Source organism: Streptomyces lycii, from assembly GCF_009735685.1.
GTDB classification, from domain to species: domain Bacteria; phylum Actinomycetota; class Actinomycetes; order Streptomycetales; family Streptomycetaceae; genus Streptomyces; species Streptomyces lycii.
In genome coordinates this window covers 1-11,967 of the sequence record NZ_WHPN01000132.1, presented here as the reverse complement: position 1 = coordinate 11,967, position 11,967 = coordinate 1, and the positions used below count along the sequence as shown (strand labels likewise).

The 11,967-nt window shown below is 72.9% G+C and carries 11 protein-coding genes; 4 read left to right on the top strand and 7 right to left on the bottom strand.

From position 1 onward, the window contains the following. Nucleotides 1-66 precede the first annotated feature (66 nt). Nucleotides 67-897: a polyphosphate--glucose phosphotransferase gene (ppgK, locus tag GCU69_RS05745; protein WP_098753765.1), complete on the bottom strand. Its 831-nt coding sequence runs from the start codon at nucleotides 895-897 to the stop codon at nucleotides 67-69. Nucleotides 898-978: 81 nt separating this feature from the next. Then, nucleotides 979-2,028, bottom strand: a complete 1,050-nt coding sequence (locus GCU69_RS05740; RefSeq protein ID WP_098753764.1) for a 4-hydroxy-3-methylbut-2-enyl diphosphate reductase — start codon at nucleotides 2,026-2,028, stop codon at nucleotides 979-981. Nucleotides 2,029-2,119: 91 nt separating this feature from the next. On the opposite strand from GCU69_RS05740, the gene xseA reads away from it, so the two are divergent. Together xseA and GCU69_RS05730 are read left to right on the top strand one after the other, a co-directional pair. Beyond that, entirely contained in the window at nucleotides 2,120-3,463 is a 1,344-nt protein-coding gene (gene xseA / locus GCU69_RS05735; RefSeq protein WP_156205304.1) for an exodeoxyribonuclease VII large subunit, read from the top strand. 107 nt (nucleotides 3,464-3,570) lie between these two features. Beyond that, nucleotides 3,571-3,831: an exodeoxyribonuclease VII small subunit gene (locus GCU69_RS05730; RefSeq protein ID WP_098753763.1), complete on the top strand. Its 261-nt coding sequence runs from the start codon at nucleotides 3,571-3,573 to the stop codon at nucleotides 3,829-3,831. 704 nt (nucleotides 3,832-4,535) lie between these two features. Here the strand turns inward: GCU69_RS05730 and GCU69_RS05725 are convergent. After that, nucleotides 4,536-5,051: a DUF4245 domain-containing protein gene (locus GCU69_RS05725; protein ID WP_176604536.1), complete on the bottom strand. Its 516-nt coding sequence runs from the start codon at nucleotides 5,049-5,051 to the stop codon at nucleotides 4,536-4,538. 169 nt (nucleotides 5,052-5,220) lie between these two features. Between GCU69_RS05725 and glpX the strand changes: the two genes are divergently transcribed. Next, a complete protein-coding gene (glpX, locus tag GCU69_RS05720) occupies nucleotides 5,221-6,252 on the top strand; it encodes a class II fructose-bisphosphatase (protein ID WP_098753759.1) in 1,032 nt (343 codons plus the stop codon). A 343-nt stretch (nucleotides 6,253-6,595) separates the two neighbouring features. On the opposite strand, the gene GCU69_RS05715 is transcribed toward glpX, so the two are convergent. Both GCU69_RS05715 and GCU69_RS05710 read right to left on the bottom strand, forming a co-directional pair. After that, entirely contained in the window at nucleotides 6,596-6,967 is a 372-nt protein-coding gene (locus GCU69_RS05715; RefSeq protein ID WP_098753758.1) for a WhiB family transcriptional regulator, read from the bottom strand. Between the two features lie 165 nt (nucleotides 6,968-7,132). Then, nucleotides 7,133-7,876, bottom strand: coding sequence for a DUF1707 SHOCT-like domain-containing protein (locus GCU69_RS05710; protein ID WP_408055767.1), 744 nt, complete (start codon nucleotides 7,874-7,876; stop codon nucleotides 7,133-7,135). 388 nt (nucleotides 7,877-8,264) lie between these two features. Between GCU69_RS05710 and GCU69_RS05705 the strand changes: the two genes are divergently transcribed. Further along, nucleotides 8,265-9,938: a fumarate hydratase gene (locus GCU69_RS05705; RefSeq protein WP_156205303.1), complete on the top strand. Its 1,674-nt coding sequence runs from the start codon at nucleotides 8,265-8,267 to the stop codon at nucleotides 9,936-9,938. 303 nt (nucleotides 9,939-10,241) lie between these two features. Here the strand turns inward: GCU69_RS05705 and GCU69_RS05700 are convergent, their stop codons facing one another. After that, nucleotides 10,242-10,844: a response regulator transcription factor gene (locus tag GCU69_RS05700; RefSeq protein WP_098753756.1), complete on the bottom strand. Its 603-nt coding sequence runs from the start codon at nucleotides 10,842-10,844 to the stop codon at nucleotides 10,242-10,244. Beyond that, nucleotides 10,841-11,967 (bottom strand): sensor histidine kinase (locus tag GCU69_RS05695; RefSeq protein ID WP_156205302.1); only part of this gene is annotated, 1,127 nt, incomplete at its 5' end. The genes GCU69_RS05700 and GCU69_RS05695, both read right to left, overlap by 4 nt.

The window sequence follows — 11,967 nt, the reverse complement described above, 5'->3', positions numbered from 1 at the left end:
GCCCGGGCGCGAAGCCCGCCTCCAGGCCCGGGCCCGGAGCCGCAGGGCACGGCCGAGGGCGTCCGCTCAGCCCTGCGCCGCCGCGGCCGACATCGCGGCGCCGACGATCCCCGCGTTGTTCTGGAGCTCGGCCGGCACCAGCTCCGCCCGTACGCCCTCGATGAGCGGCAGGAACTTCGCCGACTTGCGGCTCACCCCGCCGCCGATGACGAACAGCGCGGGCGAGAACAGCATCTCGACATGGGCCAGATAGCGCTCCACGCGGCCCGCCCACTCGGTCCAGCTCAGCTCCTCGTCGTCCTTGGCGCGCGTCGAGGCACGGGTCTCCGCGTCGTGGCCGTCCAGCTCCAGATGACCGAGTTCGGTGTTCGGCACGAGACGGCCGTCGATGAACACGGCGCTGCCGATGCCGGTGCCCAGCGTCAGCACGACGACGGTGCCGTCCCGGCCGCGCCCCGCGCCGAACGACATCTCGGCGACCCCGGCCGCGTCCGCGTCGTTCAGTACGGTCACGGGCAGCCCGATCCGGTCGGCGAGCATCGCCCGGGCGTCCCGGCCGACCCAGCCCTTGTCGACGTTGGCGGCGGTCAGCGTCCTGCCGTCCCGGACGACGCCGGGGAACGTCACGCCGACCGGCCCGGTCCAGCCGAAGTGCCGTACGACCTCCTCGACGCAGCCGGCCACCGCGTCCGGGGTCGACGGCTGCGGGGTCAGCACCTTGTGCCGGGCCGCCGCGAGATCGCCGCGGGTCAGGTCGACCGGGGCGCCCTTGATCCCGGAGCCGCCGATGTCCACGCCCAGGATCTGCCCGGTCTCCTCCGCCGGGCCGGTCCGCTCGGTCCGCTGCCCGCTCAACGGGGCCGTCTGTGGGGTCTGTGCCCCGGAGTTCGCCGCCATGGTCATCAACCTAGCCCGGACGACGGCCGGGTATGCGTCGCCGCGTCCCGCCGGGGCGTCGCCCGGCCCGCGGGCCTCCGCTCAGGAGGCGGGGGCGTCCGGGCCGGAGACCGCGGCGGCGGCCTCGGCGCGCAGGTCGCGGCGCAGCTCCTTCGGCAGCGAGAAGGTGATGCTCTCCTCCATCGGCTGGACGATCTCCACGTCGCCGAAGCCGCGCTCGGCGAGCCAGTCGATGACGCCTTCGACGAGCACGTCGGGGACCGACGCACCGGAGCTGATGCCGACCGTGGAGACGCCCTCCAGCCAGGCCTCGTCGATCTCGTCGGCGTTGTCCACGAGATGACCGTCCTTCGCCCCGGCGCCGAGGGCGACCTCGACCAGGCGGACGGAGTTCGAGGAGTTCTTCGAGCCCACGACCAGCACCAGGTCGGAGTCGGCCGCCACCTGCTTGACCGCGATCTGACGGTTCTGCGTGGCGTAGCAGATGTCGTCGCTGGGCGGGCTGATGAGCTTCGGGTAGCGCTCCTTGAGCGCGTCCACGGTCTCCATCGTCTCGTCGACGGAGAGCGTGGTCTGGGAGAGCCAGACGACCTTCTCCGGGTCGCGGACCTCGACGTTCTTCACGTCGTCCGGGCCGTCGACCAGGGTGATGTGCTCGGGGGCCTCACCGCTGGTGCCGATGACCTCCTCGTGGCCCTCGTGGCCGATGAGGAGGATGTCGTAGTCGTCCTTCGCGAAGCGGACCGCTTCCTTGTGCACCTTGGTGACGAGCGGGCAGGTGGCGTCGATGGTCGCCAGCTTCCGGGAGGCGGCCTCCTCGTGGACGACCGGGGCCACCCCGTGCGCCGAGAAGATCACGATGGACCCCTCGGGCACCTCCTCCGTCTCCTCGACGAAGATCGCACCCTTCTTCTCCAGGGTCTTCACGACGTACTTGTTGTGCACGATCTCCTTGCGCACATAGACCGGCGCGCCGTACTGCTCCAGGGCCTTCTCGACGGCGATCACGGCACGGTCCACGCCCGCGCAATACCCCCTCGGGGCGGCGAGCAGGACACGGCCCCGGCCTTCGCGGCGCGGGGCGCCCGCGGTGGCTGCGGCGTCGGGCGACGGGCTGGGCGTAGCAGTCATGCCGTCCATCGTACGGCCGCCGCCCCGGCCCGGACGTCCCCCCTCCGTCCGGCCGGCCCCGCTTGTCGGAGCGTGCCGCTAGCCTCCTGGTATGGCACTCAACACCTCGGCCGACACCCCGATCCCCGTCGGTGAGGTGTCGCGGCTCATCGGCGGCTGGATCGACCGGCTCGGCGCCGTGTGGGTCGAGGGGCAGATCACCCAGCTGTCGCGGCGGCCCGGCGCGGGCGTCGTGTTCCTGACGCTGCGCGATCCGTCGTACGACATCTCGCTGACCGTCACCTGCTTCCGCGGCGTCTTCGACAAGGTCGCGGACGTCGTCTCCGAGGGCGCCCGGGTCGTCGTGCACGCCAAACCGGAGTGGTACGCCCCGCGCGGGCAGCTCTCGCTGCGGGCCGCCGAGATCAAGCCGGTCGGGGTGGGCGAGCTGCTGGCCCGGCTGGAGCAGCTGAAGAAGTCGCTGGCCGCCGAGGGGCTGTTCGCCGCGGACCGGAAGCGGCCGCTGCCGTTCCTGCCGCAGCTCATAGGGCTGGTCTGCGGCCGCGCCTCGGCCGCCGAGCGGGATGTCCTGGAGAACGCCCGGCTGCGCTGGCCGGCCGTCCGCTTCGAGGTGCGCAATGTCGCGGTGCAGGGCGTGCACGCCGTGCCGCAGGTGGTCGAGGCGGTCCGGGAGCTGGACGCGCACCCCGAGGTCGACGTGATCGTGGTCGCCCGGGGCGGCGGCAGCGTCGAGGACCTGCTGCCCTTCTCCGACGAGCAGCTGGTGCGCACGGTCGCCGCCTGCCGGACCCCGGTCGTCTCCGCCATCGGGCACGAGCCGGACTCGCCGCTGCTGGACCTGGTCGCCGACGTCCGGGCGTCGACGCCGACCGACGCGGCGAAGAAGACCGTGCCGGACGTCGGCGAGGAGCTGCACCGCATCCAGCAGCTCCGCGAGCGGTCGCTGCGCAGCGTCAACGGCCTGCTGGACCGGGAGCGGCGCGGTCTGGCCTCGGCCCTGGCCCGGCCCTGCATGGAGCGCCCGCACCGGATGGTGGAGGAGCGGGAGGAGCAGCTGGCGGCCCTGTGCGACCGGTCCCGGCGCACCCTGCGGCATCTGCTGGACCGCGCCGACTCGGAGCTGGCGCACACCCGGGCCCGGGTGGTGGCGCTGTCCCCGGCGGCGACGCTGGAGCGGGGGTATGCGGTGCTCCAGCGCCCGGACGGGTCCGTGGTCCGGGCGGCGCGGGACGTAGCGGAGGGCGAGCGGCTCCGGGCACGGGTGGCGGACGGCGAACTCGCGGTGACGGCGCAGCCTCCCCACTCCGCCGCCTCCGGCTCCGGCTCCCGCCCGGCTCCGGCCAAGCCCCGCTCGGGCACGAAGCCCGGCCCCAAGTCCCCCGCCAAGCCCCGCACCGGCAAGCCCTCCCGGGCCCCCGACTCCGACTCCGGCTAGTCCGCCCCGGCCGGGGGAAACCGGAGGGACCCCGAACCGTCCCGGCACTGTTCCACGGAGCCCGCCGGCCGGCCCGGCATGTCACCCCCGGGCTTTAGGCTGGCGGCATGGCAGACACCGGGACCGCGCCGACGCCGGACGACACGCTGGGGTACGAGCAGGCGCGCGACGAGCTGATCGAGGTCGTACGCCGCCTGGAGGCGGGCGGCACGACACTGGAGGAGTCCCTCGCGCTCTGGGAGCGCGGCGAGGAACTGGCGCAGGTCTGCCGCCGCTGGCTCGACGGGGCACGGGCCCGGCTCGACGCGGCGCTGGCCGGGACCGAGGAACCGGAGGGCCCCCCGAAGCAGGAGCCCGACGAGACCTGAGCCCGCCCCCTCAGCCCATGACCACAGGCAGCCAAGACCCGCCGCCTCCCGACTCCACACCGGCAACCGGCACCACCCACAGCCCCCGACACAAGCCCCCCGGGCGACTCCACGCCCGCAAGACAGCACGACCCGCACCCGCCATGCCAACGGGAAGAGGTAGGCCCGCCCGGCACCACCCACAGCCCCCGACACAAGCCCCCCGGGCGACTCCACGCCCGCAAGCCCAGCACGACCCGCAGCCGCCATGCCGACGGGAGGGGGTGGGCCCGGAGGGAGGGGGTCTTCCACGCTTACGTGTATTTGTGGCCGCGGAAAAAGGGTGACTCTTCCGCGTACCGTTCAGGCGGCCGTAAATATGCGGTGGAAGACCCCCTCCCGGAGGGCCCACCCCCGGCACCCGACAGACCCCCCAGGCGCCGGCCCTGCCCCGGGCACTCCCTCAATCCCGCGCACAGCGGCTCAGCCCGACCCGGCTCCGGCTCAGCCCCGGCTCCGGCTCCGGGCACCGGCCGGCTCCGGGGGCCGGACAGGCTCAGCCCCGGCTCCAGCTCAGCCCGGCCGGGCTCCGGCTCCGCCCCGGCTTCGGGCACCGGACAGGCTCCGGTTCAGCCAGACACCACCTCAGCCCTGCCACAGCTCCGGGCACCGGCCGGCTCCGGGCACCGCACACGCTCCGGGCACCGGCCAGGCACCGGCCCTGCTCAGGACGCCTTCAGCGCCGCGGCCATCTTCGCCAGATGTTCCTGCGAGGCCGTACCCGTGACGACCGTGGTCACATCCGGCTCCCGGCGCACGAGCGCGTCGTACTTCTCGCCCTCGTAGCGCTGCCACTCCGTCTCGCCGATGCGCCGGCTCTCCCCGGTCCTCTTCGCCCCGTGGGTGACGTCCGCGATGAATTTCGACGCCTTGCCGTCGCTCTGCTCGACCGCGACGTACTCCCGCTCCGGGTCGAGGTAGCCCAGGTGCCAGGCCGCGCCCGCCGGGTCGTCGCCATCGTAGGTGACGGAGGTCGCCTTCCAGCTCCCGGGGAGTCCCTCCGGGGCCGCGAGCGGGTACGGCGCGGCGCGGCGGGCCGAGTCCAGCTCCACCGTGTAGTCGACCCGCTTGATCGGGTCCTGGTTCTCGTCGTGCGGGATGAAGAGGTAGATACCGGCGGCGAAAAGTCCGATCACCGTCATCGACAGCACCATGTCCCGCACTGTCTGTTTACCGCGCATGCTTGCCACCCGTCCATGGTCCCCCATGGCGCGCCCTGCCCGTTCCGCGGCCCCCGCCATCACGGCGAAGGCGCTCATTCGTGGGGCGCCCTGCTCAGATTGGCGGTAAGCGGATAAAGTCTGAGCACCCTCAACATCCGGCCGTCGTCGTACAGAAAGGTGCGCACCGATGACCGAGCAACAACTGCCGCCCCCGCTCGACGTGAGTCCCGAGCATCCCGACCGCAACCTCGCCCTGGAACTCGTCCGGGTCACCGAGGCCGCCGCGATGGCCGCCGGGCGGTGGGTCGGCCGCGGTGACAAGAACGGCGCGGACGGCGCCGCCGTCAAGGCCATGCGCACCCTGGTGCACACGGTTTCCATGAACGGCGTCGTGGTGATCGGCGAAGGCGAGAAGGACGAAGCGCCGATGCTGTTCAACGGGGAGCGTGTGGGCGACGGCACCGGAGCGGAGTGCGATGTCGCCGTGGACCCGGTCGACGGGACGACGCTCACCGCCAAGGGCATGACGAACGCCGTGTCCGTCCTGGCCGTCGCCGACCGCGGCACCATGTTCGACCCGTCGGCGGTCTTCTACATGGACAAGCTGGTCACCGGCCCGGAGGCGGCGGACTACGTCGACATCACCGCCCCGCCGTCGGTCAACATCCGGCGCGTGGCCAAGGCGAAGAACAGCACGCCCGAGGACGTCACGGTGGTCGTGCTGGACCGCCCGCGGCACGAGGGCATCGTCAAGGAGATCCGCGAGACGGGCGCCCGGATCAAGTTCATCTCGGACGGCGACGTCGCGGGCGCGATCATGGCGGTCCGCGAGGGCACCGGCGTCGATCTGCTGATGGGCGTCGGCGGCACCCCCGAGGGGATCATCGCGGCCTGCGCGATCAAGTGCCTCGGCGGCACGATCCAGGGCAAGCTGTGGCCGAAGGACGACGAGGAGAAGCAGCGCGCGCTCGACGCGGGCCACGACCTCGACCGGGTGCTGCACACGGCCGACCTGGTCAGCGGCGAGAACGTGTTCTTCGTCGCGACCGGGATCACGGACGGCGAGCTGTTGCGCGGTGTGCGGTACCGCGCGGAGACCGCCACCACGCAGTCGCTGGTGATGCGTTCGCGGTCGGGCACGATCCGGCAGATCGATTCGACGCACCGGCTGAAGAAGCTCCGGGCCTACAGCGCGGTGGACTTCGACCGGGCGCGCTGAGACCGGCGTACGGGACCGACGGGTCGAGGCCGACGGGCCGAGGCCGACGGGCCGAGGCCGCCGACGGCCGCCGGGGCGAGCCCGTCGAACCGGGCCCGGCGGGCCAGAGCGGCCTCCGATCCGGAACGGTCCTCGATCCGGAGCAGCCCTTGCCCGGAGCCCGGCGACCCGAGCCTTCGACCGGAGTTCGGCGACCCGGCCCCGGCGACCCGGGCCCTTCGGCCCGAGCACCCGAGCCCGGCACCCGGGCCCGCCCGGGCCGCCCGGCCCCCGCGCACCCGGCGCGCGCAAACCGCCGGAGGGGCGTCCCGCAGCACGGGACGCCCCTCCGGCGTACGGCCTGTCAGCCGGCCGCGGCCACCCGGGATATCGCCGGTCGCACGGTCTTCTGCAACTCGGCCTCCCGGCGCCGGCGGCGCGCCAGCACGACGCGGCGCTCGGCTGCGGTGAGCCCGCCCCACACGCCGTAGGGCTCCGGCTGCAGCAGCGCGTGCTCCCGGCAGTCGGTGAGCACCGGGCAGCGGGCGCAGACCCGCTTCGCGGCCTCCTCCCGGGACAGCCGCGCGGCCGTCGGCTCCTTGGAGGGGGCGAAGAACAGCCCGGCCTCGTCCCGGCGGCACACCGCCTCCGCATGCCAGGGACCGTCCTGGTCCCGCGCTGTGACGCGCTGCGGGGGTACGGCGGCCTGCACGGACTGATGCGGCGAATGCAGCACGGTCTACTCCTGACGACGGCTTCGCGAAAGAGTCACCCTTGCCGTCTCTCTTCGCGCGACCGTTTGCACCCCCATGCCGCGCGAGAGAGGACTCGACTGTCCCTACCCGCTGTGCGCGCGCCTATTCACACCGTGGCGGCCGGATCCGGCCGGTGCGGGGCCGTCTCAGCCCTCCATCTCCTTGCGCACGCGATCGCGAAGATCCCGCAGCCGCTTGCCCTTCTTGGGCTTGGCCTCCACCCCGCCGAAGAGGGCGTAGCCGGTGACGACGACGACCGGGGCGTCCGGGTCCGGGGCCTCGTAGGTCTTGACGTCGAAGCCGCCGAAGATGCCGGTGCCCGTGCCGCGCAGCGAGACGTTCTCCGGGACCCGGATCTCGATGCCGCCGAAGACGGCGGTGGCGTTGATGACGACTTCCTGCTGCTGGAAGACCGCCTCCGTCAGGTCGATCTCCACACCGCCGAAAGCGGCGAACGCGGTCGTCCTGCGCCCCACCCGCCAGCGGCCCCTGCGGCTGGCGCCGCCGAAGACCGCGATGAGGTTCTCCGCCGCGGTGGTGGTCGCCGAGTGGGGCGGCATGGCGGTGGCCCCGGATTCCGGCGCGGGGTCCCGCTGCGGCCGTCCGGCCGCCGGCAGGTCGCGGACCAGGGGCTCCAGCTCGCCGACCGTCTTGGCGCGGTAGACGAGGTCGATCCGTTCGGAGTGCTCCTCGGTGGTCAGCCGGCCCTCGGCCAGGGCTTCCCGCAGCACATCCGCGATACGGTCGCGATCCTTGTCGGACGCCCGGATGTCCGCCTGCGCGGCCGGAGCCGGGGCCGCGGGAAGTTGTTCCTTCCGCAGCGAGGGGGCCTGTGCGCCGCGCGGTGTGTCCGGGGTGTCGGGGGCCGTCCCCCGTGACGTTGCATCCACCCGCCCAGCGTACCCAAACGCGATAGATCGCGACTAGGGGGCGCGGCGGCTTGTCGCGACGGGTTGTCACGCGGGTTGTCGCGCCCGGTTGTCACAACGGAGTTGTCATGCCGCGTCGCGCCCTGCCGCGCCGTATCGACGGGGCGGACTCAGCCCGCGCCCGGCCACGGGCCCACGGGCCACCGGCCACAGGCCACAGGCCACAGGCCACAGGCCACAGGCCACAGGCCACAGGCCACCGAGTGAGCCTTACCTCACAGAACCGGAAGCCCGCAAGGCGTTCTAGGCTGGACGGGCCCCGAGCCCAGCCGGGCAGGCCCGCCGGGCAGAACCCGCCGGGCAGGAGCCGAGCAGAACCCCGCCGAGCAGAAGCAGAGGAACCCCGACGATGCCCGAGTTCGCGTACACCGACCTCCTTCCCCTGGGTGAGGACACCACGCCGTACCGGCTGGTGACCGCGGAGGGCGTCAGCACCTTCGAGGCGGACGGACGTACGTTCCTCAAGGTCGAGCCGGAGGCCCTGCGCAAGCTCGCCGCCGAGGCCATGCACGACATCTCGCACTATCTGCGCCCGGCCCACCTCGCCCAGCTGCGCCGCATCCTGGACGACCCCGAGGCGTCCGCGAACGACCGCTTCGTGGCGCTCGACCTGCTCAAGAACGCGAACATCGCGGCCGCCGGCGTGCTCCCCATGTGCCAGGACACCGGCACCGCGATCGTCATGGGCAAGCGCGGGCAGAACGTCCTCACCCCCGGCGGGGACGAGGAGGCGCTCTCGCGCGGCATCTACGACGCGTACACGCAGCTCAATCTGCGCTACTCGCAGATGGCACCGCTGACCATGTGGGACGAGAAGAACACCGGCACGAACCTGCCCGCGCAGATCGAGCTGTACGCCACCGACGGCGGCGCGTACAAGTTCCTGTTCATGGCCAAGGGCGGCGGCTCGGCCAACAAGTCGTTCCTCTACCAGGAGACGAAGGCCGTCCTCAACGAGGGCAGCATGATGACGTTCCTGGAGCAGAAGATCCGCTCGCTGGGCACCGCGGCCTGCCCGCCGTACCACCTGGCGATCGTCGTCGGCGGCACCTCCGCGGAGTACGCGCTGAAGACCGCGAAGTACGCCTCCGCGCACTACCTCGACGAGCTGCCCGCCGAAGGCTCCCCGGCCGGCCACGGCTTCCGGGACAAGGAGCTGGAGGAGAAGGTCTTCGAGCTGACGCAGAAGATCGGGATCGGCGCGCAGTTCGGCGGCAAGTACTTCTGCCACGACGTGCGCGTGGTGCGGCTGCCGCGGCACGGCGCCTCCTGCCCGGTCGCGATCGCCGTCTCCTGCTCGGCCGACCGGCAGGCCGTCGCGAAGATCACGGCCGAGGGCGTCTTCCTGGAGCAGCTGGAGACCGACCCGGCGCGCTTCCTCCCGGAGACCACCGAGGAGCAGCTGACCGAGGGCGCGGGCCCGGACCTGGAGGCCGTGAGGGTCGATCTGACCCGCCCGATGGACGAGATCCTCGCCGAGCTGACCAGGCACCCGGTCAAGACCCGGCTGTCGCTGACCGGCACGCTCGTCGTGGCGCGCGACATCGCGCACGCCAAGATCAAGGAGCGGCTGGACGCGGGCGAGGAGATGCCGCAGTACCTCAAGGACCACCCGGTGTACTACGCCGGTCCGGCCAAGACCCCCGAGGGCTACGCCTCCGGCTCGTTCGGGCCGACGACGGCGGGGCGGATGGACGCGTACGTTGAGCAGTTCCAGGCCGCGGGCGGCTCGAAGGTGATGCTCGCCAAGGGCAACCGCTCGCAGCAGGTGACCGACGCCTGCAAGGCGCACGGCGGCTTCTACCTCGGCTCGATCGGCGGCCCGGCGGCCCGGCTCGCCCAGGACTGCATCAAGAAGGTCGAGGTCCTGGAGTACGAGGAGCTGGGCATGGAGGCGGTCTGGAAGATCGAGGTCGAGGGCTTCCCCGCGTTCATCGTGGTGGACGACAAGGGCAACGACTTCTTCGCCGACCCGGCGCCGGAGCAGCCGTTCGTGACCAGCATTCCGGTACGGCGCTCCTAGCCGGGGTCACCCGGCGAGGAGGGAGCGGGCGATCGCCGCGCACGGCCCCCGGCGGCCGTGCGGTGCCGTGCGCGGCGGGCGATACGGCGGGCGCACCCGGCGGGCAGCGGCCGGCCGGACCCGCCGGCTGTGCGCGGCGAGCGGCCGCCGCCCCGCAGCACGCCACAGCAGGTCGCAGCACGCCACAGCAGGTCGCAGCACGTCGCAGCAGGTGCAGCACGTCGCAGCACGTCGCAGCGGCGTATCGTGCCCGCCGGGCGGTGGGCAGCGGCGGGCAGGCGGCGGGCCCGCGCCCAGCCGCTCTCACAGCCAGTCGTGTTCACGCGCGTACCGCGCCGCTTCGTGCCGGGTCCGGGTCTGGGTCTTCCCCATCGCGTTCGAGAGATAGTTGCGCACGGTGCCCTCCGCGAGGCGGAGCCGGGTGGCGATGTCGGCGACGGAGTAGCCCTCGCGGGTGACCCGCAGCACGTCCAGCTCGCGGTCGGTGAGAGGGCAGTCGTCGATGACGGCGAGCGCGGAGACGTCCGGGTCGATCCACCGCCTCCCCTCGTGCAGGGTCTTGATGACCGAGGTGATGTGCGCCGGTTCGGCGGACTTGCTGACGAAGCCCTGGACCCCGAGCTTCAGGGCCTTGCGCAGCACGCCCGGTCTGGCGTGGCGGGTCAGCATGAGGATCACCTGCCCCGGCCGCGCACGGCGGATCTCCGCGACGGCGGCGAGTCCGTCCGTCCCGGGCATCTCCAGGTCGATGACGAGCACGTCGGGGCGGTGCCGCAGCGTGGCCCGTACGGCCGCCTCGCCGTCGCCCGCCTCGGCGAGTACGGCGATCTCTCCCTCCAGCGGGAGCAGGGCCGCCAGCGCCTTGCGGAGCAGGGCCTCGTCGTCGGCGAGCACGACGGTGGTCATCGGTCGTCCTTCCGCGTTGCCGCCGGGGCCGCGCCGGTGAGCGGGGGCGGGAACTCCACGGCCGTCAGGAACCATCCGTTGTCCTGTTCCGCCTCGAGTTCGCCTCCGGCGTCGGCCACCCGTCGGCCGAGGCCGGCGAGCCCGCCGAGTTCCGGCAGCGGGCCGTCCTCCGCTCCGTCGTTGACGACGGCGATGCCGGACCCGGAGAGGGTGATCCGCACCTGCGTGGCCTGCGCGTGCCGCAGGATGTTGGTCGCCGTCTCGCGGAGGACCTGGCCGAGCAGTTCGTCCGCGCCCCGGCCGGCCCGGTCCCCGGCCGCGTCCTCGCGGTGGACGCGTACCAGGATGCCCGCGGCCTCGAAGAGGTTCTTGGCGTTCTCCAGCTCCGCGGAGAGGTTGAGCCGCCGCTGCGCGTAGGCGAGTTCCTTGGACTGGGTGATGGTGTCGCTGACCAGGGCGTGGATCTCGCGCAGCTCCTCCTCCGCCCGGTCCGCGTCGCTGTGCACCAGCTTCCGGGCGAGCGCGGCCTTCAGCTTCACCACGTGGAGCGTGTGGCCCTGGATGTCGTGCAGATCGCCCGCGAACCGGACGCGTTCGCGGATGACGGCCAGCTCCGCTTCGCGTTCCCGTGACTGCTCCAGCTCCCGCACCACGTCGTAGAACCGCTTGTTGGGGAACATGAGCCCGGTCAGCACCACGGTGGCGCCCGTGGGAATGAGCACGTACAGCAGCAGGACCTCGGCGACGGCCTCGTCGGACACCAGCAGCCGCGCCGCGCCCACGGCGGCGACGTAGCAGGCGAGCCCGACGGCGGCCGCTCCCCGGTGGCGGGGCAGCCGGGGGACGACGAGGGGGCCCACGACGGATATGCCGTAGAACGCGGCGTGGCTGCCGGCCACCAGCGCGCCGAGCAGCCACACGGCCGCGGCGACGACCAGGCACGGCAGTGCGACGCGGGACAGCTCGCCCGCCGCCCACCGCACGAAGGCCACCACGGCCGCCGCCACGCCCGCGCCCAGGAGTACGGCTTGCCACCAGCTCTCGGCCCGGACCGCCACCAGCAGCATCCCGCCGACCACGAGCGGCGGGAGCAGCATGACGAGGTTGAGCCTGCGCAGCCGTC